The sequence below is a fragment of the Thalassobacillus sp. B23F22_16 genome (assembly GCF_043496955.1).
In the GTDB taxonomy this organism is placed as follows: domain Bacteria; phylum Bacillota; class Bacilli; order Bacillales; family Halobacillaceae; genus Thalassobacillus; species Thalassobacillus devorans_A.
The window spans coordinates 82,664-107,223 of record NZ_JBIEKD010000013.1; the positions used below are offsets into that span (position 1 = coordinate 82,664).

Consider the following 24,560-nt stretch of genomic DNA (forward strand, 5'->3'; position numbering starts at 1 on the left):
CTGGTGGAGTCCTTTTTCTTTATTCAAGCAGACCATCATTGATTTCTCCGCAGGCGATTCGTACGCCGGCATCACCAGATGGCTGGGATTCATTATCGTCAGGCTCCGCATGAATCACTAATGCTGTTCCTTCTTCTTTCAATAAGGAGTTGTCTTCCCCTTTTTTCATGGTTACATTTTCTGCCAATATTTCCTCCTGAATGGATCCGTCATCACCTACGTCGATGTTTGGAAGGTCTCCGGCATGCGGTCCATCTTCGCTATTGGTTCCATGACTCACACCTTCCGGGTTGAAGTGACCACCGGCCGATTCAAATTCAGGTGCCTCGCATGTGCCTGTTTCATGAATGTGGAAGCCATGTTCATCCGGTGGAAGTCCTGACGCATCCAGGCTGATCAGTACACCGTCTTCCTGCTGTTTCAACTTGGCGGTACCAATATTTTCATCATCGGGATCTTTTAGATCGACGGTGACCTCTTCGGTCTCGGCACCTTCTTCTTCCTTGCTCTCGCCGTCTTCGTTTTCCTGACTTTCTTCGCTGTTCTGCTCTTCGTTATTCTCTTCGGTTGTATCCTCGTTTCCACTGTTTTCGCCGCTTTCTTCGTTGCCGCCACAGGCAGCAAGTATGGCGATCATCAATACGGTAATCGCAAGCAACATCCAGCGCTTCATCGGCACATCGCTCCTTTTTTGTAAAAATTTCATGCTATGTATCTTTTTACGAAATAAGGAGCTGATAAACGTGATGGATGCAAAATTGGACTTTCATCCTAATGGAAGTGTGCAAGAAGTCGGGGGTTGGTGCTGTTTTTTTGCGGATAGATGGAGGGTTCTGACTTAACTCTCGAACATTCTTCCCTAACGCCCCAAAAAAAGAAGCCGGGGGAGTCCCCGGCTCACTTGCTGATTATTCTTCTCTAGCTTCTACAGAAACAGTCTCCGTTTCTTCATCTTCTTCTTTTTCGTCTTCTTCTTCAACTGCTTCTTCAGTTTCTTCGTCTACTTCCACTTCTTCTTCAGTATCTTCATCAGTTTCCACAGACTCTTCCTCTGTTGCTTCCTCTTCTAATGCCACAGCAAGGACTGCAGAATTTTCAGATGCATTCTCTTTCGCTGTTTCACTTGCGTTTGCAGATGCTTGAGCATTTACTTTGTTTTCTTCTGCTTTGTTTACTTCTTCTTGTTCTTCATCTTCTTCGGTTGCTTCTCCACTTTCTTCATCTGTTGCCGCTTCTTCTGTGGAATCTTCTTCCGTTGCTGTTTCTTCTTCAGCTGCTTCTTCTTCTATCACATCTTCGTCAACTTCCCCTGCTAGAACCGCGGAATTTTCAGATGCGTTTTCTTTTGCTGTTTCACTTGCATTTGCTGATGCTTGGGCGTTTGCTTTGTTTTCTTGTGCTTTGTTTACTTTTTCTTGTTCTTTGTCTGCTGCCTCGTCTTCATCTTCTTCCGTTGCTTCTTCACTTTCTTCGTCTAGTTCAACTTCTTCTGCAGCCTCTTCTTCTGTACCTTCTTCGGTTGTAACTTCAGCTTCTCCAGCCAATACCGCGGAGTTTTCAGATGCGTTTTCTTTTGCTGTCTCGCTTGCATTCGCGGAAGCTTGAGCGTTTGCTTTGTTTTCCTGAGATGTATTTACTTTTTCTTCGGCCTGAACCGTTTTTTCTTCTTCATCGGCTTTCACAGAAACTTCTGCTTTTCCTTTGGCTTTTGCTTCTGCTTTTTTCTCAGCTGCTGCTTCTTGTTTTTCCACCACTTTTACAGATATTTCTGCATTGGAAGATGCTGCGTCTGTGGACTGGACGCCAACGAATGCTCCGATTGTCAATGTTCCTGCAAATACTAGAGATTTAACCCATGTGTTTTTCATGTTTGAATCGCTCCTTAATTTTTATTAGTGATGTAGTTTATATCCTCTTATAAAAAATTAAGAAGCGTTTTTCGGTGGTTCTGCTGGCGGTGCATTCACCCATTGATCTGTGAGAAAATCAGATCGCATACCGATTGTTTGAGAATGGGCCGCAACAAGCAGGAAAGAACCTGGCAGATTTCCTTTAATCAAAGAGAATGAAGTTTGGCCGCCAAGGTCGCCTCCGCCCGAAGATACTGGTGATGGGAACGAAGCTGGCTTGGTCATATGTATCTGAGCGATCGGTTTTTCCCTCGGCTCTGGTTGTGGTGCCGGCTCTTCTTGTTCCTGTTTATTGCGTTCCTGATCGTCTGCTGGAACAGGAGCTTTCGAAGCCCCTTGATCAGCTGCTGAAGGCTCAACTTTTACGTTCGTTGGCTCGGCTTCAGCTTCTACTGGCTGCAATTCCTCTTTTCCATCAGCCTGATTATCTTTAGAGCTCTTTTGGGTATTCGTCTTTGTAGCTGGCTCTTCTTTAGTGGCTGAGGTCTTTTCTACCGGTCGGTTTGACCTCCCCTTATCTTCATACGGCTTATCTATAACCGCTTTTTTAACGGTTTCTTTTTTCTGTGCTGCTTCCCGTTTTACCTTATCAGCAGTTTCAGAGGCTTTGTCATTCGCCTGGGGTGGAAAGGATTTGTCAGCAGCATCTTCCGCATGTTTGTTCTTTCTATCATCCTTATAGATGTTACCTGTCGTCTCTTGAGAGGTTTGCTTGCCATGACTAGAAGCTGCTTCAGCAGTTTCAGAGGCTTGGCTCTCTTTCTCTGCTGCTTGTTCTTTGGCAGCCTGAGAAGTTTCTTCGCCTTTCTCTGCAGCCTCTTCAGCGACAGGGGTTGATGTTTCTTTATATTCATCAGCCTGTGGTGATGCCTGCTCAGGGGTTTTTCCGTTATTCGCAAACGTATCGGCTGGAAGGAAAAATACCGCCAGTACCATTAGAAATACATATAACAATGGTCTTTTGCGCATATGCTCACCTCCTTCCCTCTATTTACAAACATTCCTGAATTTTGTTATTTTTTCGTCCGTTTTCTGAAAATTGTGTTAGGATTTGTCAAATTATTCAACAAAAAAGACCGGCATCACCGGTCTTTTAACTTTCTTCTTTTTCGGTCTTACTAATGATAGACGTTCCGGCAAGGTCACCGGTTACATTCAATGCTGTCGCTCCCATGCCTACAAGGGCATCGACGGATGTGAGTAATGCGACGACTTCCATTGGCAGGCCGACTTGCGTGAACACGGTTGCTATCATGACAATCCCGGCACCTGGAACTCCAGCTGTCCCAATGGAGGCAAGTGTACCGACAATGACGATGGCCAGCATTTCTCCGAGTCCAAGTTCTGTACCAGTATAGTTGGCAGCAAATACAGCAGAAACGGCGATCCGGATCGCTGCGCCATCCATATTGATGGTTGCCCCGAGCGGAAGGCTGAAACCGTATAAGCTTTTGGAAATACCGAGGTTGTTAGCGGCATTCAGTGTCAACGGCAAAGTTCCAGAGCTGCTTTGGGTGACAAAAGCGGTAATCATCGGTGTCCGTGCCTGCGAAAAGAATTTTCCTGGACTTACTTTAAACAACAGCATTAGTACAATATAAATGACAACCTGCACGATGATCGCTATATAGAGCACACCAATCATGTTCCCGAGGGATAAAATCGTGTTCATTCCCTGATTGCCGACCGTTTGGGCGATGATGGCAAAAATACCGATGGGAACGTACTGCAAAATCACATGCATGATTTTGAATGTCGCTTCATTGAGTCCATCAGCCATTTTATAAACGTGCTCCCCGAGAGCCCCGTGCTCTGTAGACCCTCGTAATGCGGAAATCGCAATCCCGAATGCGATAGCGGTAAAAATGATGCCGAGCAGATTCATTTCATTGAACGCTGTTACGATATTTTCCGGTACGATATTGAGAAGCACACTCGCCACTCCTGGATGTTCTCCTGCATCGACTGTCTGGTCCGTCTGCTGTGTTACCCCTTCCCCGGGCTTCATGATGCCCGCTACTGTCAAACCTACAATCAGTGCAAGCGCAGATGTAGCGACGTAATAAAGAAATACTTTTCCGCCCATTCTGCTCAGGTTAGCGAGGCGCGTCTGGTTTACCCCTACAATTAAAGTAAATAAAATCAAAGGTATAATGATGAATTGCAATAATCGAAGCAATAAATCACCGAATGGTGCTAACACGCTCGTGCTTTCACCAAAAATAAACCCTGTGAGAATACCAAGAATAAGAGCAATTGTTATTTTAACGATCAGCGATACATCTCTGTATCGCTTCCAAAGTGTCTTAATATTTATCCCCCCTCAAGCATAATAAATCCTATTTTATTTCTCGGAATTTTATAATAATTTACTAAAACAGGAGATAAAAGTCAAAACAAAGGACTTCATGCCCATCCTTCATCCTTTTATAGTATAGCTACCTCTGTTAAAACAAATAGTATGATTATCACTGATTTCCGGGAGGTGATTACGATTAAAGCACAGCGCGCACAGGATATAGCTTTCTCCTCCGAGATGGTGAATGTAACCTATAACGGAGAAAGCGTCTACATCGAACACGTCGATGAAACAAGCGGAACAGCTACGATTCACCCGCTTAATAATCCAGAACAAAAGCAAAGCGTTCCGGTAGACAGTTTACAGGAACAGTAAGGATCAGAACCCGTCACCCCAAGGGTGGCGGGTTCTTTTTATTAGCTCCGGTCCGATTGTCTTCTCGCAAACTCATCTCGTTCTCCCCCGTCAGATAACTCCTCAGAAAACTCTGCTCTATCACCTGGATGTTCATTTAAATAACTATTTTCTCCCGGCGCAAAGGTATCGTTTTGCACACTGTAATCTTCCAGACCTGGGTGAGCCGTTTCAAGCTCTATTTCATTGTTGTCCCTTGTTTCGACTTCTAATTTACGCTTTTTCGTCTTATCATCCATGGTATCCTATCCTTTCGAGTTTAGCTTTTGTCTTTCCATGTTTATAATGGTACAAAAAGTGGTGTTTATGTATGCTTGGGGTAACCATGCCATTTCCGTTTCATCCAGCCCTAAACGTAGCCACTCCTTTACCAAATAGAGGTGACATCCATTGCCAAAGCCCCGGTTCAAGCTAAGCACGATGATTATATTATTTGTCTGCATCGTCGTATTGGTATCTTTATTAATCACGGATCTTCTTATCACCAATACGACAAGCGACAACATCGAAGCACAGTTAGAAGAAAAAGCTCAAATCGTCTCCCGTACGGTCGCAGAGTCTCGGGTGGTCAAAACCGGCCTGCAGGACAAAGCACAGGAAAATAATATTCAGGATTATGCGATGACGATCCAGGATGCTGCTGATGTTATGTTTGTGGTCGTCATGAATATGGACGGCATCCGGAAATCTCATCCAGAGCCGGACCGGATCGGCAATCATTTTGTCGGTGGTGACGAGAAACGCGTCCTTCAAGGAGAAGCATATACTTCCAGATCGACCGGAACGCTTGGAAAATCACTGCGTGCGTTTACTCCTATTTATGACGATGAACAAAATCAGATCGGAGCGGTAGCTGTCGGCATCTCTCTGCAGGCTGTGGAGGCGTCCATAAAGCAAAGCCAGAAACAGATTGTAATCGGAACGGTCATCGGCTTGATTGTCGGTATTATTGGCGCTTTCCTGCTTGCTAATTATATTAAGAAAAGCTTATTCGGTTTAGAGCCTCATGCTATTGCAAGGATTCATGAAGAAAGGAATCAAATGCTTCATTCCGTCCATGAAGGGATTATTGCCATCGACAAAGATGCTAATATCGTACTTGTAAACAGATCCGCACGCCGGATTTTTCAAAAGGCCGGACTGATGGTAAAAGAACCCATCGGAATGAAAATTAATGAATTTTTGCCTGGAACATTGCTGGCTGATATTCTAACCGATCCAGAGCCAGACCTTGACGAAGAGCAAGTAATCAATGGCGTATCGATCATCACCAACCGGGTTCCGATTGTCGTTAACGAGGAGATTGTTGGCGCAATCGCGACTTTCCGGGACAAAACAGAGGTCAACCAATTAGCCGAGCAGCTGACCGGGGTACAGATGTATGCCGATACACTTCGGGCGCAGTCCCATGAATTCATGAACCAGCTTCATGTCCTGCTTGGGATGATTAAATTAGAGGAATATGATCAGGTAAAAGGCTTCATCAGCAAACTGGTCGACCACCAGGCACATGAGGTAGGCAATGTCACTCGGTCGATTAAGGATCCAGCATTTGCCGGTTTTATCATCGGAAAAATCAGTTATGCCCGTGAATCGCATGTTAATTTTGCAATCCATAGTGAAACGACGATACCAAAGCCTTATGACCCATCGCTGACGCATGAGTTGATTACCATTCTCGGAAATGTCATTGATAATGCCATCGAAAGTGTCAGTCATTCGGAGCAAAAAGAGGTCAGTCTAGAGCTCTCTTATATCGATGAGCTTTTGACAATGACGGTCACCGATACCGGAGACGGGATAGATGAACATAAGCAAGAGGAAATTTTCCAAAAAGGAATTTCAAGTAAAAAAGGCCACCACCGCGGCTTTGGCCTCTATTTGGCAAAAAATAGTGTAGAGCAGCTGGAAGGGTCGATTGAAGTAGACTCCAGTCCCGGACAAGATACAACCTTTATCATCATAATTCCTTATGAATCAGGAGGTGACGGCAATGATTAAAGTGTTGGTCGTAGAAGATGATCCGATGGTAGCGGCACTGAACAAGCAATATGTTGAACAAATGGATGGCTTCACTCTCAGCGGAACAGCGGCAAACACGGATGAGGCCGTTGGACATATGGCTAAAGTTAAAGTCGATTTGATACTGCTAGATGTGTATATGCCAGGGTCGAATGGCATTGATTTTCTTAGGCAGATCCGGGAGCAAAATGAGGATGTGGATGTCATTCTGATTACAGCCGCTTCGGAAATGGAGCAGATTCAGCAGTCCTTACGGCTCGGGGCGATCGATTATTTAATCAAACCATTTGAGTTCGACCACTTCCAGGAGGCATTAACGCGGTACAAAAATAATTATTATAAACTCCATCATAAAAGCAGTGTCAGCCAACAGGAGCTGGACCGCCTGTTCCGGAAGAAAAGCCAGCCTGCCTCCAACCAGTCGAAGCCACAGGAACTGCCAAAGGGGCTTACGAAAAATACGTTGCAGACAATTAATGAGTCAATCCTTTTCTATGGGGGGCAAACTTTTTCCACCGAAGATATTGCAGAAGCAGCAAATATTTCACGGGTATCGGTAAGGAAATATTTAAAATTCCTCACAGATATCGGTTATTTGGAAGAAGACTTGATCTACGGCGTCGGCCGCCCGATTTATCAATATCAGCTGAATGAGGAAAGGCAGCACATTATTGCTTCTTATTTATAAAGCTTTCTACTAAAAAGGGAACTTCCTGATTAGAGAAGTTCCCTTTTTTACTTCCGTGAACAATATTTAAATAGACTAGCGATTGGTATCATTAATGGTTCAGGATTTAGCCGTTTTCGCCATGAAGCTAGTAAAGCAACCTGGCCGGTTGCTTTTTTTAATTACAATACTATCAATAGTTTCATAATGTGTGAAATTTGTGTGAACTTTCTTATTATTGAAACTAAGAAATTGAAAGCGTTTACGTTTTATTCATTTAATTTAAAAAGGAGTGATTGAGATGTCTCAGACAGCCAGAGAACTCGAATACGAACGACAGACGGACGCCCAAGTCACAGAAATGCATAGCGAAAAGAAGAAACTAACGATTTTTGAAATACCGGTACTATGGTTCGGGATTTTTGCAGCGATTACAATTTTAAGCATGTATACAGGCAACCTCCCCGGTGGTATGATCGGAAGCTTGCTTGTCATGATGGTATTTGGTGAATTATTAGGTTTCGTCGGGGACCGTACACCGATTGTCCGAACTTTTCTTGGCGGCGGTGCGATTATCGCCATCTTCGGCGCAGCGTTTATGGTCTATGCCGGATGGCTGCCGGAAGCATCGGTAACTTCCATGACGGAATTCATGAAGGACGGAGGCTTCCTTAACTTCTATATCGCCGCTTTGATCACTGGAAGTATTCTAGGTATGAACAAAAAGATTCTTGTAAAAGTAGGTTTACGCTACTTCCTGCCAATCTTCGGTGCTGTTATCGGTGCCATGGCGTTTGCCGGCCTGTTAGGTGCTTTGGTCGGATTCTCCATCAGGGATGCAGTGCTCGTCATTACGATGCCAATCATGGGCGGCGGCATGGGCGCTGGCGCTGTACCAATGAGTCAAATCTACTCTGAGATGCTCGGAAATGATCCAAGCTACTATATTTCCATGCTTGTGCCGGCGCTGGCGCTTGGTAACGTGTTCGCGATTGTGCTTGCCAGCATGCTTAACCTGCTTGGAAAAAAAGTGCCTTCTCTTACCGGGAACGGTCAGCTAATCCAGGGATTCAGTTATAAAGAGGAAAAACAAACCTATGATATTCAGAAAATGGGAATCGGACTGCTTGCGGCCATCACTTTCTTTGCTGTTGGTACCTTGCTCGGAGATTTCATCCCGCTTCATCCTTATGCGTTGATGATCATTATCGTCGCAATTGCGAAAATTGCTGATATCATTCCAAAAAATGTTCTCGAAGGTGCAAGCCAGTGGTATAAATTTGTTGCCAGCAACTGGACACTTGCCTTGCTGTTCGGTATCGGAATCGCCTACACGGATTTAAATACCGTAATTGAAGCAATGACCCTACAGTACATTTTGACCGTATTTGGTGTTGTGTTTGGTGCTATCATTGGAGCTGGACTGCTTGGTAAATTGGTCGGCTTCTATCCCATCGAAGCAGCGATTACAGCAGGACTTTGTATGGCTAACATGGGTGGTACGGGTGACGTTGCGGTCCTTTCCGCTTCCAGAAGAATGGAACTGATGCCGTTCGCACAAATCTCATCCCGTTTAGGTGGAGCTTTGATTCTGCTGTTAGCCGGTTTAATCATTCCGCTATTATCGTAATGGTTTCACACTCAACATAAACCTGTGTATCCATGGATGCCGGGGCTGTCTTTGAACTTTCAGAGGCAGCTCCTTTTGTGATTTTAAATTTCAAGTGAATGTGGTGAAGAATATGGACGTCATTCTAATTGTAATTCCAGCTTTTATTATTTTTGCTGTCGGTTTTATCGGGCAAAAGAAAATAGGCTTTGACCGAAAATCTATCTCCACGGCAGCTCTTTACCTAATGTACCCTTTTCTGGCATTTCGGACGTTTTATACGAATGAAGTAACCATCGATTACTTATATATTGTGATTTTTTGCGTATCGCTGATGCTCCTTCTGATTTTACTGGTCGTTGTCGTCTCAAAAATTCAAGCCCAATCAAAATCGAAGTCTTCCGCGTTAGTACTTGCCAGCGTGTTTATGAACAGCGGTAACTATGGTGTTCCTATCATTTTATTTGCTTACGGAGAAGCCGGTGTAGACTATGCCATCATCATGATGGTCGTCCAATCGTTATTAATGAACACGGTAGGTCTTTATTTTGCCGCCCGGGGAAGCAGTACGGCTGATCATAGTTTTAAAGATTCGCTCGTTAAAATTGCCCGGATGCCGATCAACTATGCGGTTATCCTGGGATTGATGACACAGGTATTCAGTGTAAGCATTCCAGAGTTCATTATGCAGTCTGTCAATTTCATTGCGGATGCTACAATTCCTACCATTATGATCGTGCTCGGCATGCAGCTCGCATCACTGACGAAGGGGACAGTAAAATGGGCTGACCTTTCGACTATATTTTCGATACGATTGATTGTCTCACCTGTTATCGCTTTATTATTGACGATGGTCATGGGATTAGATCCGATGCTCGCCAGTATCCTGATAATTTTAGCAGCGATGCCGACGGCGGCGAACACGACGATGTATTCCCTGCAGTTCAACACCGAACCACAGCTGGTTTCCTACAGTACACTGGTGACAACGGTTGCCAGTTTAATCACCGTGCCATTGATGCTCTGGCTCGTTGGTGCGGTATCCTAGCAATCTCCTTTTTCATGCTATACTAAAAGAAAAAGGAGGCGAATCGATTGGCAGAATACGTAGAGAATGCGATACAAGACGTTTATCCCGATGATTTTTCCTGGTGTTATGGATGCGGCAGGCTGAATAAGGAAGGACATCAGTTCCGCACGGGTTGGGATGGTGCTCAGACGGTGACGGTTTACACGCCACGTCCGGAACATACCGCTGTGCCTGGTTTTGTTTATGGCGGTTTGACCGCTTCCTTAATCGATTGTCACGGAACAGGGTCAGCTGCTTTAGCCTTACACCGTAAGAATGGGCATGAGCCTGGTGATGGGGCAGAAGCGCCGCGTTTTGTAACTGCTTCCTTGGAAGTGAAATTTATGAAACCGACACCTCAGGACGTTCCATTGAAAGCAGTGGGAACAGTAGAAGAAATTCATCCTAAAAAATTCAAGGTACATACAGAAGTGTACGCCGGTGATGTGCTTTGTTCTAGTGGAGAAGTAGTTGCCGCGCTGATGCCGGAATCATTTGGCAAGTAATAGATTTTCCCAGCCACTCTATTAATAGGGTGGCTTTCCTTTTGCAGGAACTTAAATACATAAATGGTGTCCTTACCTTATATTTCTTGTAAAACTATTATTATCTCAGCTTAATGTCAGTGAAACCTTTTTACAGTATTCATCTGTTAGACTAGGTATTGGCTTGGAAGCGACATGCTTCGACAAGCTGCAACAACACGAATACTCTCTAGGAGGAATTTCATGTACAACACAAAACTTTCAGTAAGGAAATATCTTGTCTCGTCCGCTTTGGTTACGTCACTGGCCTTCATTCCCGTTCTAAGTGAAGGGGCTTTTGCAAAAGCTGACCCTACCCAGGACGATTCCAATGTTTCTGAAACGCAGGTAGAAACGTCTTATATAGATAATGGGGACACTGGCCAGGAGGTAGAAGCACTGCAGGCGGATTTGGAGGCACTAGGTTATTATACATATAACCTGGACGGCATCTTCGGTCCGATAACAGAAGATGCAGTTAAAGACTTTCAGTCAGACCAGGGTCTTGCCGTAGACGGAATTGCCGGGCCGGATACGATGGCAGCGATTGACGGAACAGCAAATGTGGAAAGTGAAGAAACAGAAGCTCAGGAAGAAACGGTTTCTTTGAATGACGCTACCGAGGATTCATCTTCTGAAGAGGCAGCTTCCTCTTCTGATGTTGTGGCCATCGCAGAGAGTGTCATCGGTACCCCTTATGTATGGGGCGGAACTACTCCGGACGGCTTTGACAGCAGTGGGTTCATCCAGTATGTATTCGCACAAGTAGGCGTTGAGCTGGATAGAAAAGAAAGTGATATGTGGTTGAATAATGGTACTACCGTAGAATCTCCAAGTGTGGGCGACGTTATCTTCTTCGAAGGTACGTATGATACAGAAGGAGCTTCTCACAGCGGTATCTATATCGGCGACAACAAAATGATCCACGCAGGGTCTGACGGTGTAGAAGTAGCTGACATTACGATTGACTACTGGCAAGATCATTATCTAGGCGTAAAATCCTTCCAATAATAGTTGAAAGTTATTTACCCCGGGTCCTCCAGATATTGGAGGGCTCGGGGTATTATTTTTGGTTACATCATCTTTTCCATTTTTCTTTCAGCATGCCATAAACGACATGGTCGACATAATGGTCGTATAGCCATTCCGCCTGTCGGATTCTTCCCTCTTCCACGAACCCCAGACGCTCCGGAACTGCCCGGCTTTTCTTATTCTCATAAGCTGCCTTGATATCGACACGGTTCAAACTTAACTCCGTGAAGGCATAATCGGTCAGTGCTTTTGCGACCCTTGTCATGATGCCGTTTCCCTGATATGCTTCGCCGAGCCAATAGCCAATGTAAGCTACTTTGTTCGTCCAATCAATATTGTTGTAACCAACCGTACCTGCGATTTCTCCTTTATAGAGGATGAAAGTGGTCAGGCTTTTGTTTTCTATGTACCCTTTTCTGGCAATCTGGATGAAAGCCTTCGTATCTTCCACACGCTTTGTCATATCTACCCACCCGAGCCATTCCCGCAGATGGTCACGTGAATTATCCGTCAATTCAAACACACAATCAGCATCAGCAGCCTCCGGTAATTTCAGCGATATATCTTCATCGATTTTAAATGTAAACATGGGACTCCCCTCCCTATTTATGGTTAGATTCTATTCTAACACTTTTAACTAGAAGGGAACTTTTTCAAAATTAAAGACGCACCTGGTAATAAGTGCGTCTTGCTTCCTAAGTCAGCCATTGAATTTTACAATCGGCTTGACGGTTTTTCCTTCTTTAGATTCTTCGAAAGCCTGGTTGATTTCATCCATTTCATAAAATTTCACCAGCTTATCGAATGGGAATTTACCTTCTTTATAATACTCTACGAGTTGCGGGATAAATACCTGTGGGACAGAGTCGCCTTCAATGGCACCGACCAGGCCTTTCCCTTCAGCCATAATATCTTCAAACACATTGAATTCTGTTTCTTGCGTAACTCCAACAACAGCTGAGGTACCAAGAGGCTTTAAAGCCTGGACAGACTGAACGGCAAGAGCGGGAACACTGGTTGTCTCCACAGCATAGTTTGTTCCGCCGCTGGTGATGTTTTTAATTTCTTCAACCGTTTCTACTTCTTTCCCGTTGATCGTGTGAGTCGCTCCTAACTCTTTTGCCATTTCGAGTCTGCTATCGTGGACATCGATTGCTATAATTTTGGAACAGCCGATGATTTTGGCTGCCATAACGGCGCTTAGCCCTACAGCACCACATCCGTAGACAGCAATAGACTCGCCGAACTTTGGCTTCAGTTTATTCAATACTGTTCCTGCACCTGTTTGTATGCCACACCCCAACGGTCCGAGCAGCTCTAAATCCACCTCTTTATCCACTTTTACTACGTTTCTCTGATTAGCTACAGCATAAGTTCCGAAAGAGGATTGGCCAAAAAAGGTGGAAAGCTCTTTTCCATCTTGATGGAGTCGTTTGGTTTCATCGTTCATGATCCCCCCAAAATTGAGCTTGTTAAACTCCAAACAGTAAGCTGGATGGCCAGTATGGCAATTTTCACAATGCCCGCATGAAGAGAAAGATAACACTACATGGTCACCTGGTCCTACTGTTCTAACCCCATCTCCTACTTTCTCGACTATACCGGCGCCTTCATGACCAAGCACTGCCGGAAGTGGAACTGGAACATCCTGATCCCTCGCTACAGCGTCGGTATGGCAGACACCCGTTGCCACTATTTTAATTAACACCTCATCATGCTTAGGCTCATCCAATTGAACATCTTCTATTTTAAAATCCTCACCCTTATCATGGGTTACCGCTGCTTTTATGTCCATCGTATAACGCTCCCTTCCATTTAGCTCATGGTAATAATTTTCCCCCAAACGGAACCTAAAAAACCCCACCACTCAGGTTCCAATATCTGGAGGACCCGGGGTAGGGCTGTTCTTTTATTACATTTCCTGTTCGGTTGGGCGCACGACGATTTCGTTGATGGCTACTTCTGCTGGTTCTTCCAGCGCAAAACGAATTGTTCTTGCGATGCTGTCTGGCTGGATCGCCATGTCATAAAGGTCATCAACACCGGACTTCAGATCATCATCAGTAATCGTAGAGGTAAGCTCTGTAGAGACAGCCCCTGGTGAGATGATGGTTGCCCGGATGTTACTGTTTTTTGATTCTTCCATCCGCAACCCATCGGTAATCGCTCGGACCGCAAACTTGGTGGCGCTGTATACGGCACTGCCAGGGAAAACAACATGACCTGCGACAGAGGAAAGGTTGATAATATGTCCCTGTTTCCGTTCACGCATGTGTGGAAGTACAGCGTTAATTCCATATAATACACCACGAATATTTACATCGATCATTTTATCCCATTCGTCCACTTTTTGTTTATTCAATAGGGATAGAGGCATCAGCCCGGCATTGTTCACCAGTGCGTCAATTTGACCAAATTCTTCAAGCGCATGTTGGGCTAATTGTTCCATTTCCTCCGCACTGGTGACATCGGTAGCTTTGTAAGTGGCCTCTCCACCACCCTGATTGATCTTGTCTCTCAATTCCTGTAACCGTTCCTCACGTCGCGCGGCCAAGACCAACTTCGCGCCTTTCGAGGATAGTTCTTTGGCGGTTTCTTCACCAATTCCACTGGAAGCTCCAGTAATAATGACAACTTTATCTTGTAAATCAGGCATTCCAATGCCCTCCTTAAAATTATTTTTTTAACCTCCCTATTCCATTCCACTTTCAATAGCTGCTAAACTTAAGTAGTGAATCTCAAAATCAAAAATTGTTTTCATTTTTGAAAGGTTTACGGTTTTACAGCATAGAATTAGTGTAAGAATATTATAATATGTTGTTTACAGAGGAGGGAGCAAATGGACAAGATTGCTGTGTTTTGCGGAGCCAGCATGGGTGCATCCGATGTCTATGCACAAGGGGCCAAAGCTTTAGGTAAAGTAATGGCAAGACAAAACATCACCCTTGTCTACGGCGGATCAAGCGTCGGCATGATGGGGACCATTGCAGATGCCGTACTTGAAGAAAATGGACAGGCCATTGGAGTCATGCCAGGTTTTCTTGATGAAAAAGAACATACCCACCAGCACTTATCCGAACTGATCATGGTGGATTCGATGCATGAAAGAAAAGCGAAGATGGCAGAGCTTGCCGATGGGTTTATCGTAATGCCAGGCGGAGCGGGAACGATGGAAGAGTTTTTCGAAATCTTCACCTGGGCTCAGCTTGGACTTCATCGCAAACCATTCGGCCTCTATAATATCAACCAATATTATGAGCCGCTTGTTGCCTTGTTCAATCACATGGCCAAGGAGCGCTTCCTGGCAGAAGAGCACCGGACGATGACGTTAGTCGATGAGGACCCGGAAGGCCTGGTAAAGCAACTTTTACAATACAATGTTCCACGTGAAACAAAAACCTATATATCGGAAGAACAAACATAAAAAATACAGACCAGCAGGAATGCGGTCTGTATTTTTTATTGCTATCATATTAAAAGCCGTAGTCTTGATCGCGATCGGTCAGCGGAATATCATAATAACGATCGGCATCAATTTCATATACGTCTCCAGGTGCCACCTGATCGATGATACCATAAACACCGAGCTCAACAGCTTTTACCAGCTGTCCTCGTTTCTTTTGACCATAGCTTTGTGTCTGACCGGTTACTTCAAACAAGACGGCACCACTGCCGTTTAAGGCGAACGAACCGAGCGCAGTTCCTGGAAGGTTGAGATTCTGCGGGTAAAGGGTGATATTATCAAACGGTGAGTCACCTCGCTCCTGCAACGCATCGTAAACCGCCACATTCAACTGTTTAGAAAACTCAAAATCAAAGGTATCCGCGTACTCGCTATATTTTTCCCCTTCTTCGCTGTCCGGATGCGGGATAAAGTCCCCGGAGATGGAAAGTGTAACCTTATCATCGCTTCCTTCCACATAATATTCACCCTGGTGGTGAAGGTCAACGAAAACATCCACTTTACCGTGCTCTTCCATCAAGCCTTTGTAGACATCACGTACTGTTTGAGCTTCCGGTGTAATGTACCATCCTGGCTCGGAGGAATCAGCAGGAAAATCCTCAGCCTGTGGAACATAGTCCAAGTCAGGGTTGAAGTCACGGTTGACGTCAAAACCTGGCTGGGAGGCATAGTCCCAATACTGGTTCGTATAGGTATAATAGTTCCAGGAAGGCTGAGCATCTTCAAGCTGTGGAAACTCTTCCACAACATCTTCCCATGTCATATCATTCCCCCGGCGATTCAGTTCCGTTGCATCCGGGTTGACCATCGGCATCGCTACGATTGTAACCTCTTCTCGTAACTGCTTCATTTCCGGAGAATTACTGGAACCGATGTTTTGCAGCATGTTCAGCAACGCAGCCGTTCCTGTCTTTTCATTTCCATGGATTTCACTTTGGAGCAATAGAACTTTATCGCCTGTTCCAACAGTCGCCGTATAGATTTCACGGTTCTGGTTGGAATAACCAGCTACCTCTACATCGACGACACCCTGGCTGCTCTTTTCAATTTGAGCCAGTTTGTTGCTCAATTCCTCATGACTGATAAACCCATTGATGGAATATTCCTGGTTTATCGGTGTACCTGGATTCGTCCCGTGGGAATCGGCATAAACAGGAGCGGCGAGACCAGCTGTCAGAACGACGGAACTGCACAGCAATGCGAGTTTGTTCTTTTTCGTCAATGAAATTCCTCCTCATAAATTCAGAATATTCAACTTTATTCGTTCTTTTTCTACCAGTTCCTTTTGAAAAATGTAAAAACAGAACGTTCGGCTCACTAATTTAGGAATTATGGTTCATGTCTCAGACATGTGTTCTCAAAAGATTACGAGACTGTATAATAGAAAGATAGTATGGATAAAGGAGCTGATGTTATGGCGAAAAGCAGAATCGGACTGGCTGGAATCGGCAAATTGGGAAGGGCGATGATGAATCATTGGTATCGGCAGGAGGTCTCCCTTGGTATCTTTCATCCCGAGCAGCAGAAAGTAAAGAGTTTCATCAACGATTATCCGAACGGCTACCAGGTAAAAGCAATCAGCGAACTTGACATTGTACTTCTGGCACTGCCTGCGGATGCCATCATCCCTTTTCTCCATCATCATAAAAACACCGAAACGCTATTTATTAATATGGCAACATCCTTAATGACAGAGGATATTAAAAATGCATTTCCAGACGTGCACCTTGCAGGTCTGAAATTCATGGGACATGCCACTGACCTGCAAGAGCATGGAAATGGGCTGTTTATCAGTGAACAAACCCTGCCTGATTCTCTTATCGGTCTCTTCCAAAAAGTCGGAAGTATAGAAAATGATAATGAGGAGGTCGTGATCAACGTTAATAAACTGGCTACCTACCATGCTGTAAAAGCTGCTGTAGAAATAGAAGAACAATTCGAAAAAAAAGGACTCCCTGCTAAATATAAGGAAAGAGCATGGCGTTCGCTGGCTCCTGAAGTGATTCGCTCTTACAGCGAAGGAAAACTCGGGCACTTTGGACAGGAAGTTGTCAAAGAAGTGAAGGGTGAATAATAGAAGCATTGTTTCCTAGGAAACATTGGAAGGGTCAGGAATGTGCTACAATAACGCAGTAAGTGTTTATACAAGGAGTTAAAAGAATGAAAAACACAAAAGCTTTAGAAAGAAAAGCAACCGTACTCCAGACAGTTTCCCTTTTATTAGCCGTAATAGCCATCGTTCTGAAAGCCATCGGTGAAGGGAACGGCCTATTATTTACCGTCACGGTGGTTCTGGCAATAGTAGTGGCAGCCTGGTGGAGTTATACCAAATACAAAATGATTAAACCAGGTCAGCGTAAATGAAAACGCTCCGGGCAAAAAATTTGCCCGGAGTTTTTGCTCCTATTATTATTTACTATCGTTTTTCCAGTCTCTAACAAGGAAGTTAATGATTAAACCTCCTATGGTTCCTCCGATAAGCATAGCTATCAACCATCCCCAATCAAACTCCCCCGTCCATACCCCTTTTATTAGAAATGCAATAGAAAAACCGATCAGAATTCCTGCTAGAAGGTTAAGTCTCATTACCAGCCCCCTATTCCATGAAGCATCATCTTTAACTGAATTTCATCATTTCTTCAGGAAAGTCAATATAAGGGTTACGGTTACCCTGAATTTCCTGGATCGCCTGGTTGCGATGACGTTCGTATATGTCCGGTGGAAAGTTACTGTGCCAATCATACAACAGAGCAACGTCAATCGTTTTTCGATGGGCTGGTTCGATTTTGTCAGGGTAGCGAAGCAAAAAATAAAGCATCGCCCTGGCGACAGTACCTTTGGCGTATTCCGGTTCAAACAATTCATTTTCTGCTTTACCGCAGGATTTTTCAATACGTTCGGTTTCGATAGTTTCCGGGTCATAATTGTCAAAATCATGATAAGGATAGTTGCTTCTGATCGAGTTGCATAAGGGGTCGCACGTGAAGAGCTGGTGGATATCGCCACGCATGGGCTCTTTGGCATCATACCAGGATTGCGGGACGGTGTGCTCGCAATTAAATTTCAGCTGGTTGGCGATTTGTATCAATTGAGCTTTGGCCGCCTCATTACCTGATGATTGTTCCAGTGCCTGTTTACGCTTGATCGAAGTTTCATAGTCTTCCCGGATCACATCTTCCACCTCTCGCTGTTCCCCGGAATAAATGCTTTTCAGACCGCCACCTGGACGAAGGTCCACCCAGGGATAGACATATTCGCCAGGATCATATCTCACTGGATTGGTGTGTGTTTGTTCCAGCAGATTCTCAAGTTTTTTCAAGGTATCCGGATCAGCAAAATCGATGCACTGATAGTATGCTGTCCGATTCTGTCGATCCTTCTCTTCGTCGTAATAGGTTTTCTCATTTTTCCTGATGGCCTGTTTATTGGTCTTTACCCTGGTCAGAATTTTATGAAGCTGGTGCCGATCGGTCGTAACAGCTAACAAGGTTTCCTTCTGTTGATTGGTAAATGTCACCTGTTTCCCTCCTGACTGCTGGGACCGGTCGATCGGCCCCCAGAATAATCTCACCTTAATCCCGCTTTCTTCGCTTCATCTGCCGGTATTTCTCGGCATGGAGTTCCTTTCTTGTCTGCTTGGAATAATCGAAATCTGCAAGTTTCTCTTTCATAACTGCTGATTCTACTAATAGCTCCTCGTCTCCCAGTGCATTGGCCATATCTTCCATATGGGAGATGTTGCTATATAATAGATTCTTTCCTTCTTCGATATCTCCTTCATCGAATAATTGCAGAGCCTGCTCCAATGTTTGGGCAGACTTAGTTATTCGCACCTGTTTATCTACTTCATGATCACTGGATTGTGCCAATTTTTCGAGGTCTTTCGTATAGGTGACAGAGACAGGATGAACGAAGGATTGCGGTTTTGCTCTCTCCGTGACGTCCACGAATGAACCTGCGACTTGCATCAGCTCTGCCTCCCCTACCCTGCCTGGCGGGACAGCACACTCAATCAGCAGCGATTTCGTTTCCTTCGCATAGAGATCGCCCAGCTTGATTTCCACTCCACCGGCTGTTTCACGGGATTCGTAGCCGAGCACACTTTTGATGGTCACTCCCTCAGCGGGTTTTAGCGTCAGGGTTACATTTTGACCAACGACGGATAGCAGCCCCTCTAATTCTTTTGCAAAAATGTCCGGGATGGCTTCCACCTTGTCAATAAAATAAAAGTTACCCTTGCCTGCATCTGCAATTGTCTCCAATAATTCTTCGTCAAAGTGCTCGCTGACACCCATCGTGGTCGTAACGGCCCCGGCTGTGTGGTAGTCTTCTGTAATATATTTAAGCTGGTCGATATCCGTGATTCCGGCATTGGCTACGCCATCTGAGAGCAGCAGAACCCGGTTGACATAGTCGTCGACCGGCTGCTGGAGCACATTCTGACAACCCTGAATCAACCCTCCGCTCAAATTGGTTATCCCGCGTGTTTCCATTGCGTCAATGCTGTTTTTCAATGCATCTTTATGGGTGACTGGCTGCGCTTCAAAGACTGTTTCTACCTCCCCATCAAAGACGACCATATTCATCAAATCCTGGTCAGAAAGCTGATTGACAATGAACTTGCTTGCTTCTTTACAGTATTCCAGGGGTTTTCCTGTCATTGACCCGCTCCGGTCCAATACTACCGACAGATTAATCGGGGAACGGTTCAATTCTTTTACATCATCTGCGGTCAGCTCCAGCAAAAGGAACAAGGGATCTTTGCCGGTCGTCGGCACATACGGGTACTGAAGGGCGTGGGTGAAACTTACAGACTTGCTCATACTTAACACTCCTCTATTGTAAATGGTAATTATAGGATAGCACCGCACGAGTCCTCCACCCTATCTGAAAATTGTATAGGTACACCCCGGGGCCTCCAGATTTTGGAGGCCCCGGGGTGTACTATATGACATTTGTCATGTATGCTACCTGACGTTTATGTCTTACATCCATGACAGTATTTTTTTATGATAGGGATGGCGTATTTGAAAGCCATATTACTAAGTACGATTAAGGAGTTAATTCCATGACTGATCAAAAAAAACAAGCACAACTGAAAAAGAATGTATCTACTTTCGCTAAGCCAGACACCATGATTGGCGTCCGTCAGCTGATCAACACGATGGTACCACTTCTTCTGCTATGGTTTCTGGCTTATCAGAGCCTGACCGTGTCGGTATGGCTGACCCTTGGTCTTTCCGTGATTGCAGGCGGGTTTGTCGTACGATTGTTCATCATATTCCACGACTGTACCCACCAATCGTTTTTCAAAAGCAATAAAGCGAACCGGATTGTTGGGACGATTACAGGAATTTTGACGCTGTTTCCTTTTGAAAAATGGAAGCGGGAGCACGCGATTCACCACGCGACAAGTGGCAACCTTGATAAGCGGGGTACCGGAGATATCTGGGTTATGACTGTGGAAGAATATAAAAAAGCCGGAACGTGGGAGCGTCTGGCGTACCGTTTTTACCGTAATCCGCTCGTCATGTTCGGCCTTGGACCGCTTTACTTGTTCCTGATCACCAATCGGTTCAACCGTAAAGATGCCAAGAAAAAAGAACGCAGAAATACGTACTTGACCAACGTATCGGTAGTGGTTCTCTATTCACTATTGATTTGGGCAGTCGGCTGGCAGGCATTTTTGTTAATCCAGCTTCCCGTTCTATATGTAGCAGGAGCACTTGGCATTTGGTTATTTTACGTACAGCATCAATTCGAAGATTCCTACTTTGAAGAGGAAAGTGAGTGGGACTTCGTCAAAGCAGCTGTCGATGGAAGTTCTTATTATAAGCTTCCAAAGGTGTTAGAATGGATTTCCGGAAGCATAGGCTACCATCACGTCCACCACTTAAGTCCGAGAGTGCCTAACTATCATCTCGAAGAAGCGCATGAGTCAACACCGCCGCTTCAGAAGGCGACGACAATTACGATGGCTTCGAGTTTAGAATCGCTCCGCTTCCGCTTGTATGATGAAGAGAATAAGACCTTCGTAAGTTTCAAAGAAGTGAAACAACGCATGAAAAAACCGCAAGCTGCTAAACTGGCGACTAAGCAGCCGGGATTCCAGCAAAAATAATCTACAAACACCCATTCATACAGCATGGAATGGGTGTTTTCTTGTACAATAAAGATAATTACAACAACAAGGAGGCCACTATGCAGAACTGGTACCATATCATTCCGAAAAACACAGGACTCAGCATCTATGTCTGGATTATCTTCTGTGGTCTGCCATTCTTTTTCATTTTCCGGTCGTCTTCCGTTCTGGATATCGTGTTAGGCATACTCATGGTACTGCTATTTTTCCTTGCCTACCGATTATCCTTCATTTCCGATAACTGGATGGTCTATGTCTGGGTCAGTATCGAGATGGCGATCAGCATTGTGATGACGATCCTGTTCGGCTATATCTACTTCGCACTGTTTCTCGCATTTTTCATCGGGAATATCCGAAGTAAAGCAGGATTTCTAACTTTATATATTGTTCATCTCACCACAACTGTCGCTACGACGACGTTCGTTTTCATTATCAAAAATGAATCCCTGTTTCCTCACCTGCCGTTTATCATCATCAGTGTGCTTGGGGTGATTTTGCTTCCGTTTACGATATACTACCGGAATAAAAGAATCGCCCTCGAAGGACAACTGGAAGATGCCAACAAACGAATCTCCCAGCTGCGGGTGATTGAAGAACGGGAGCGGATTGCCCGGGATTTACATGATACTCTGGGGCAAAAGCTTTCGTTGATCGGCTTGAAAAGCGATTTAGCCGGGAAGCTGTTAGAGGCGAAGCCGGAAGCCGCAAAAAAAGAAATTCATGATATCAACCAGACGGCACGGACCGCCTTGAAGGAAGTGCGGGAAATGGTGGCGAATATGAAAGGTGCCAAGCTTGAAGAAGAAGTCATCCGCGTTCAGCAGTTACTGGAGGCGGCCCAAATCGAATTTGAGCTTGAGGGAGATACAAACCTGAAGCATGCCCCCCCATTAGTCGAAAACGTGCTGAGCATGAGTTTGAAGGAAGCATGCACGAATGTCGTCAAACACAGTCAAGCGACGGTCTGCCGCATCCATGTCCAGCAGTCGAAGGAAAAAACGAGGGTAAGCGTGGAAGATAACGGTACCGGCATTGCTAAGGAAAAAGCCGGCATGCACGGGCATGGCCTGCAAGGCATGAGAGAGCGCCTGGAATTTGTCAATGGAACCTTGGGCGTGTCCTCTCCACCAGGCGGTGGCACCAGCCTTTACATTGAGGTGCCGAACATTATCCAATCAACCAAACAGGAGGAATCGGTATGATTCGCATTGTCATAGCCGAAGATCAACGCATGCTGTTAGGAGCACTTGGTTCACTGCTTGACCTTGAAGAAGATATGGAAGTCATCGGCAGTGCCAGCAATGGAGAAGAAGCGTGCGAACTCGTGAAAAAACATGACCCTGATGTCTGTATCATGGATATTGAAATGCCAGTGAAAACCGGCCTGGATGCCGCCGAAGAACTTAAAGACCATCCGTGCAAAATCATCATCCTTACAACATTTGCACGAGCTGGTTATTTTGCCCGTGCCCAGAAAGCCGAGGTCAGCGGTTACTTGTTGAAAGACAGTCCAAGTGAAGAGCTTGCGGCTTCCATTCGGAAAATCATGGACGGCCAGCGCATCTATGCACCGGAGCTCGTAGACCTCGCTTACAGTGAGGACAACCCGCTGACCGAACGGGAAAAGCAAGTCATCCAGCTGATGGCTGATGGAAAAAACACGAAAGAAATCTCAAAGCAGCTGTACATCACTCCCGGTACCGTCCGTAATTACATCTCTGTAATTTTGGAAAAACTCGAAGTCGGCAACCGTATTGAGGCAATCTCCCGTTTTAAGGAAAAAGGCTGGTTCAAATAAAACTATATACAATGATCGCCATGTCTCCAGCAAGGGACATGGCATTTATACATAGGAGCCGGGATACTGGACAATACCCGCTCGTTACTAGACATCCGTCCTTTAATTTTTCAAAGCTTTATTCGACACTTTCGAGGATTTACTAGACAGTATTCAAATGTTACTAGACAGTGCCCCCTCCAATCTAGACACTCTTTCCCTTTACTGGACAGGCGAACCTCACTCTCCCTGAAAAAGTACTATCTTTATAGAACGATTGGTAGATTTTCTTCCAGAAGCCTTCCATCTCCCCTATTAATCACTAGAATAGATTATAAATCCACAGGAAGGGACTGGTAAGATGAAAGGCTTTATGAAAATGTTAGCGATAGCATTGGTACTTATGCTGGCAGCTTTTCCACTCGGCGGGAATGGAGCGGAGGCTAACGAAGATCCGACCATCTACCTGAAAGGAAATGCCAAGGAAATCGGACAGCAGTATGGGAAACTGGCAAAGGAGGAAATCCAGCAGAATATTATATTATTCAAGCAGACGGCTGCAACTATCCAGCTGGACATGGACTATGCTGAAACCGCAGCTGCCTACGAAGAATTTTTAAGCAAGAAAAACCCACAACAGATCGATCAGCTGAAAGCGATGGCAGAGAGTACGGATGTGAGCTATGATGACTTGCTTGCGTTTAATGCATTAGGGGAAGACGTCCTTGCAGAAGGTTGTACCACTGTCTTAGCCAGTGGCGATGCGACAAAATCAGGCAACGCTTTTTACCATAAAAACCGTGATGCCATGCGCGGTGCAGCGCAAGTGGTCGTTCAAGTGGAACCGGAGAATGGAGAGAAATTCATCGGCATCACAAGCGCAGGCTATACCGGCATCGCGATGGGAATCAATGAAAGTGGTGTTTCCGTCGGTAACAACGTTCTGGATACATGGGACCGTGGCCCAGGTTACGGGAACCTTGATGTCATCCGACTCGCGTTAGAAAATGCAGAAGATGCCGCAGACGCTGTCGCCTTTATCGAAGAAATTCAACGTTCATCAGGCTCTAACTATGGGATTGCCGATAGTGACAATGCGGCATTCGTCGAAGCGACTCATACAGCAACCGCTGTTCAATGGGTAGAAGATGACGTGATGGTACATACCAACCATTATATTCTGGATGGTATGGAACAATATGAAGCTTTGGATATGGATAACCTGGAAGATAACGACTGGAGCTGGTATGTATCGACTGAAGAACGGTTGAGTCGTGCCACTGACCTGATGGAACAAGCCACAGGAAAAATTGGCGCCCAGACATTGATTAAGTTATCCGAAGATCAGAATGGTCCGGACAGCACCTACTGGATCGACTCCCAGACCGAAATCAACGGGATCCCGATGGGTACTGTATCTACCGGCACGTTCGATGGGTCAAAAGAAAGAATGTGGGGACAGCTTGGCCAGCCGAGCGTTGCGCCTGCGATTCCATTTGATGTCGATCGCCCGCACATTCCGGATCCATTCCTTTCCGGTAAGCAAAGTGACCGATTGGAAGAAACAACAGCGGACCGAAACTAATTATGTAAGGGAGCTCCCCTCATTGGAGAAGCTCCCTTTTTTGATCA

Annotated in this window: 26 protein-coding genes; 14 read left to right on the top strand and 12 right to left on the bottom strand. The window is 45.2% G+C overall.

Features of this window, described 5'->3' with window-relative positions; genetic code table 11:
- Nucleotides 1-19: 19 nt before the first annotated feature.
- The 4 genes from ACGTNI_RS11760 to ACGTNI_RS11775 all read right to left on the bottom strand — a co-directional run bounded on the left by ACGTNI_RS11760 (nucleotide 20) and on the right by ACGTNI_RS11775 (nucleotide 4,221).
- Nucleotides 20-673 carry a superoxide dismutase family protein gene (locus ACGTNI_RS11760; protein ID WP_394462599.1) on the bottom strand — a complete coding sequence of 218 codons (654 nt, stop codon included), beginning with the start codon at nucleotides 671-673 and terminating at the stop codon, nucleotides 20-22.
- Between the two features lie 235 nt (nucleotides 674-908).
- Nucleotides 909-1,868, bottom strand: coding sequence for a hypothetical protein (locus ACGTNI_RS11765; RefSeq protein WP_394462601.1), 960 nt, complete (start codon nucleotides 1,866-1,868; stop codon nucleotides 909-911).
- Nucleotides 1,869-1,925: 57 nt separating this feature from the next.
- Nucleotides 1,926-2,879 (bottom strand): hypothetical protein, encoded by a 954-nt coding sequence (locus ACGTNI_RS11770; protein ID WP_394462603.1) that lies wholly within the window; start codon nucleotides 2,877-2,879, stop codon nucleotides 1,926-1,928.
- Nucleotides 2,880-3,003: 124 nt separating this feature from the next.
- A complete protein-coding gene (locus ACGTNI_RS11775) occupies nucleotides 3,004-4,221 on the bottom strand; it encodes a dicarboxylate/amino acid:cation symporter (RefSeq protein WP_394462677.1) in 1,218 nt (405 codons plus the stop codon).
- 183 nt (nucleotides 4,222-4,404) lie between these two features.
- On the opposite strand from ACGTNI_RS11775, the gene ACGTNI_RS11780 reads away from it, so the two are divergent.
- Nucleotides 4,405-4,584 (top strand): small acid-soluble spore protein H, encoded by a 180-nt coding sequence (locus ACGTNI_RS11780; RefSeq protein ID WP_394462679.1) that lies wholly within the window; start codon nucleotides 4,405-4,407, stop codon nucleotides 4,582-4,584.
- 41 nt (nucleotides 4,585-4,625) lie between these two features.
- Here ACGTNI_RS11780 and ACGTNI_RS11785 read toward each other — a convergent pair whose 3' ends face one another.
- Complete coding sequence (locus ACGTNI_RS11785; RefSeq protein WP_394462605.1) at nucleotides 4,626-4,862, bottom strand: hypothetical protein; 237 nt, start codon at nucleotides 4,860-4,862, stop codon at nucleotides 4,626-4,628.
- A 151-nt stretch (nucleotides 4,863-5,013) separates the two neighbouring features.
- On the opposite strand from ACGTNI_RS11785, the gene dcuS reads away from it, so the two are divergent.
- From dcuS to ACGTNI_RS11815, 6 genes are all read left to right on the top strand, one after another.
- Nucleotides 5,014-6,624 carry a DcuS/MalK family sensor histidine kinase gene (gene dcuS, locus ACGTNI_RS11790; RefSeq protein ID WP_394462607.1) on the top strand — a complete coding sequence of 537 codons (1,611 nt, stop codon included), beginning with the start codon at nucleotides 5,014-5,016 and terminating at the stop codon, nucleotides 6,622-6,624.
- Complete coding sequence (locus tag ACGTNI_RS11795) at nucleotides 6,617-7,333, top strand: response regulator (RefSeq protein ID WP_394462609.1); 717 nt, start codon at nucleotides 6,617-6,619, stop codon at nucleotides 7,331-7,333. The genes dcuS and ACGTNI_RS11795 overlap by 8 nt, the downstream gene beginning before the upstream one ends.
- A gap of 280 nt (nucleotides 7,334-7,613) precedes the next feature.
- Nucleotides 7,614-8,942, top strand: a complete 1,329-nt coding sequence (locus tag ACGTNI_RS11800; RefSeq protein WP_394462611.1) for a 2-hydroxycarboxylate transporter family protein — start codon at nucleotides 7,614-7,616, stop codon at nucleotides 8,940-8,942.
- A 112-nt stretch (nucleotides 8,943-9,054) separates the two neighbouring features.
- Nucleotides 9,055-9,969: an AEC family transporter gene (locus ACGTNI_RS11805; protein ID WP_394462613.1), complete on the top strand. Its 915-nt coding sequence runs from the start codon at nucleotides 9,055-9,057 to the stop codon at nucleotides 9,967-9,969.
- A gap of 47 nt (nucleotides 9,970-10,016) precedes the next feature.
- Entirely contained in the window at nucleotides 10,017-10,496 is a 480-nt protein-coding gene (locus tag ACGTNI_RS11810) for a PaaI family thioesterase (protein WP_394462615.1), read from the top strand.
- A 222-nt stretch (nucleotides 10,497-10,718) separates the two neighbouring features.
- Nucleotides 10,719-11,525: a C40 family peptidase gene (locus ACGTNI_RS11815; RefSeq protein WP_394462617.1), complete on the top strand. Its 807-nt coding sequence runs from the start codon at nucleotides 10,719-10,721 to the stop codon at nucleotides 11,523-11,525.
- Between the two features lie 67 nt (nucleotides 11,526-11,592).
- Here the strand turns inward: ACGTNI_RS11815 and ACGTNI_RS11820 are convergent, their stop codons facing one another.
- The 3 genes from ACGTNI_RS11820 to ACGTNI_RS11830 all read right to left on the bottom strand — a co-directional run bounded on the left by ACGTNI_RS11820 (nucleotide 11,593) and on the right by ACGTNI_RS11830 (nucleotide 14,202).
- Entirely contained in the window at nucleotides 11,593-12,135 is a 543-nt protein-coding gene (locus ACGTNI_RS11820) for a GNAT family N-acetyltransferase (protein ID WP_394462619.1), read from the bottom strand.
- 111 nt (nucleotides 12,136-12,246) lie between these two features.
- Nucleotides 12,247-13,341 (bottom strand): NAD(P)-dependent alcohol dehydrogenase, encoded by a 1,095-nt coding sequence (locus tag ACGTNI_RS11825; RefSeq protein WP_394462621.1) that lies wholly within the window; start codon nucleotides 13,339-13,341, stop codon nucleotides 12,247-12,249.
- Nucleotides 13,342-13,458: 117 nt separating this feature from the next.
- Nucleotides 13,459-14,202, bottom strand: coding sequence for an SDR family oxidoreductase (locus tag ACGTNI_RS11830; RefSeq protein WP_394462623.1), 744 nt, complete (start codon nucleotides 14,200-14,202; stop codon nucleotides 13,459-13,461).
- 183 nt (nucleotides 14,203-14,385) lie between these two features.
- Here ACGTNI_RS11830 and ACGTNI_RS11835 point away from each other — a divergent pair, with 183 nt between their 5' ends.
- Nucleotides 14,386-14,970: an LOG family protein gene (locus ACGTNI_RS11835; protein WP_394462625.1), complete on the top strand. Its 585-nt coding sequence runs from the start codon at nucleotides 14,386-14,388 to the stop codon at nucleotides 14,968-14,970.
- Nucleotides 14,971-15,019: 49 nt separating this feature from the next.
- Here ACGTNI_RS11835 and ACGTNI_RS11840 read toward each other — a convergent pair whose 3' ends face one another.
- Complete coding sequence (locus ACGTNI_RS11840; RefSeq protein WP_394462627.1) at nucleotides 15,020-16,231, bottom strand: M14 family zinc carboxypeptidase; 1,212 nt, start codon at nucleotides 16,229-16,231, stop codon at nucleotides 15,020-15,022.
- 192 nt (nucleotides 16,232-16,423) lie between these two features.
- Between ACGTNI_RS11840 and ACGTNI_RS11845 the strand changes: the two genes are divergently transcribed.
- Nucleotides 16,424-17,083: an NAD(P)-binding domain-containing protein gene (locus ACGTNI_RS11845; protein ID WP_394462629.1), complete on the top strand. Its 660-nt coding sequence runs from the start codon at nucleotides 16,424-16,426 to the stop codon at nucleotides 17,081-17,083.
- An 86-nt stretch (nucleotides 17,084-17,169) separates the two neighbouring features.
- Nucleotides 17,170-17,373, top strand: a complete 204-nt coding sequence (locus ACGTNI_RS11850) for a hypothetical protein (RefSeq protein WP_394462631.1) — start codon at nucleotides 17,170-17,172, stop codon at nucleotides 17,371-17,373.
- Between the two features lie 45 nt (nucleotides 17,374-17,418).
- Here the strand turns inward: ACGTNI_RS11850 and ACGTNI_RS11855 are convergent, their stop codons facing one another.
- Genes ACGTNI_RS11855 through ACGTNI_RS11865 form a run of 3 tightly spaced genes read right to left on the bottom strand, consistent with a single transcriptional unit; the run spans nucleotide 17,419 to nucleotide 19,832 of the window.
- Nucleotides 17,419-17,595, bottom strand: a complete 177-nt coding sequence (locus ACGTNI_RS11855; protein WP_394462633.1) for a hypothetical protein — start codon at nucleotides 17,593-17,595, stop codon at nucleotides 17,419-17,421.
- A gap of 31 nt (nucleotides 17,596-17,626) precedes the next feature.
- Nucleotides 17,627-18,580, bottom strand: a complete 954-nt coding sequence (locus tag ACGTNI_RS11860; protein WP_394462635.1) for an endonuclease I family protein — start codon at nucleotides 18,578-18,580, stop codon at nucleotides 17,627-17,629.
- Nucleotide 18,581: 1 nt separating this feature from the next.
- Nucleotides 18,582-19,832, bottom strand: coding sequence for a vWA domain-containing protein (locus ACGTNI_RS11865; RefSeq protein WP_394462637.1), 1,251 nt, complete (start codon nucleotides 19,830-19,832; stop codon nucleotides 18,582-18,584).
- Between the two features lie 245 nt (nucleotides 19,833-20,077).
- Here ACGTNI_RS11865 and desA point away from each other — a divergent pair, with 245 nt between their 5' ends.
- From desA to ACGTNI_RS11885, 4 genes are all read left to right on the top strand, one after another.
- Nucleotides 20,078-21,130: a Delta(5) desaturase DesA gene (gene desA / locus ACGTNI_RS11870; protein ID WP_394462639.1), complete on the top strand. Its 1,053-nt coding sequence runs from the start codon at nucleotides 20,078-20,080 to the stop codon at nucleotides 21,128-21,130.
- Between the two features lie 80 nt (nucleotides 21,131-21,210).
- On the top strand, nucleotides 21,211-22,353 hold the full coding sequence (locus ACGTNI_RS11875) for a sensor histidine kinase (protein ID WP_394462641.1): 1,143 nt from the start codon (nucleotides 21,211-21,213) through the stop codon (nucleotides 22,351-22,353).
- On the top strand, nucleotides 22,350-22,949 hold the full coding sequence (locus ACGTNI_RS11880) for a response regulator (protein ID WP_394462643.1): 600 nt from the start codon (nucleotides 22,350-22,352) through the stop codon (nucleotides 22,947-22,949). The genes ACGTNI_RS11875 and ACGTNI_RS11880 overlap by 4 nt, the downstream gene beginning before the upstream one ends.
- Before the next feature lie 352 nt (nucleotides 22,950-23,301).
- Complete coding sequence (locus tag ACGTNI_RS11885) at nucleotides 23,302-24,513, top strand: C45 family autoproteolytic acyltransferase/hydrolase (RefSeq protein WP_394462645.1); 1,212 nt, start codon at nucleotides 23,302-23,304, stop codon at nucleotides 24,511-24,513.
- Nucleotides 24,514-24,560: the final 47 nt, after the last annotated feature.

Bases quoted from the DNA above. Each gene is read 5' to 3' on its own strand.
- ACGTNI_RS11770 (WP_394462603.1), bottom strand. From the start codon at position 2,879: ATGCGCAAAAGACCATTGTTATATGTATTTCTAATGGTACTGGCGGTA.
- ACGTNI_RS11835 (WP_394462625.1), top strand. From the start codon at position 14,386: ATGGACAAGATTGCTGTGTTTTGCGGAGCCAGCATGGGTGCATCCGAT.
- ACGTNI_RS11800 (WP_394462611.1), top strand. From the start codon at position 7,614: ATGTCTCAGACAGCCAGAGAACTCGAATACGAACGACAGACGGACGCC.
- ACGTNI_RS11855 (WP_394462633.1), bottom strand. From the start codon at position 17,595: ATGAGACTTAACCTTCTAGCAGGAATTCTGATCGGTTTTTCTATTGCA.
- ACGTNI_RS11845 (WP_394462629.1), top strand. From the start codon at position 16,424: ATGGCGAAAAGCAGAATCGGACTGGCTGGAATCGGCAAATTGGGAAGG.
- ACGTNI_RS11805 (WP_394462613.1), top strand. From the start codon at position 9,055: ATGGACGTCATTCTAATTGTAATTCCAGCTTTTATTATTTTTGCTGTC.
- ACGTNI_RS11865 (WP_394462637.1), bottom strand. From the start codon at position 19,832: ATGAGCAAGTCTGTAAGTTTCACCCACGCCCTTCAGTACCCGTATGTG.
- ACGTNI_RS11760 (WP_394462599.1), bottom strand. From the start codon at position 673: ATGAAGCGCTGGATGTTGCTTGCGATTACCGTATTGATGATCGCCATA.
- ACGTNI_RS11885 (WP_394462645.1), top strand. From the start codon at position 23,302: ATGAAAATGTTAGCGATAGCATTGGTACTTATGCTGGCAGCTTTTCCA.
- ACGTNI_RS11795 (WP_394462609.1), top strand. From the start codon at position 6,617: ATGATTAAAGTGTTGGTCGTAGAAGATGATCCGATGGTAGCGGCACTG.
- ACGTNI_RS11820 (WP_394462619.1), bottom strand. From the start codon at position 12,135: ATGTTTACATTTAAAATCGATGAAGATATATCGCTGAAATTACCGGAG.
- desA (WP_394462639.1), top strand. From the start codon at position 20,078: ATGACTGATCAAAAAAAACAAGCACAACTGAAAAAGAATGTATCTACT.
- ACGTNI_RS11765 (WP_394462601.1), bottom strand. From the start codon at position 1,868: ATGAAAAACACATGGGTTAAATCTCTAGTATTTGCAGGAACATTGACA.
- ACGTNI_RS11815 (WP_394462617.1), top strand. From the start codon at position 10,719: ATGTACAACACAAAACTTTCAGTAAGGAAATATCTTGTCTCGTCCGCT.
- ACGTNI_RS11850 (WP_394462631.1), top strand. From the start codon at position 17,170: ATGAAAAACACAAAAGCTTTAGAAAGAAAAGCAACCGTACTCCAGACA.
- ACGTNI_RS11875 (WP_394462641.1), top strand. From the start codon at position 21,211: ATGCAGAACTGGTACCATATCATTCCGAAAAACACAGGACTCAGCATC.
- ACGTNI_RS11825 (WP_394462621.1), bottom strand. From the start codon at position 13,341: ATGGACATAAAAGCAGCGGTAACCCATGATAAGGGTGAGGATTTTAAA.
- ACGTNI_RS11785 (WP_394462605.1), bottom strand. From the start codon at position 4,862: ATGGATGATAAGACGAAAAAGCGTAAATTAGAAGTCGAAACAAGGGAC.
- ACGTNI_RS11880 (WP_394462643.1), top strand. From the start codon at position 22,350: ATGATTCGCATTGTCATAGCCGAAGATCAACGCATGCTGTTAGGAGCA.
- ACGTNI_RS11830 (WP_394462623.1), bottom strand. From the start codon at position 14,202: ATGCCTGATTTACAAGATAAAGTTGTCATTATTACTGGAGCTTCCAGT.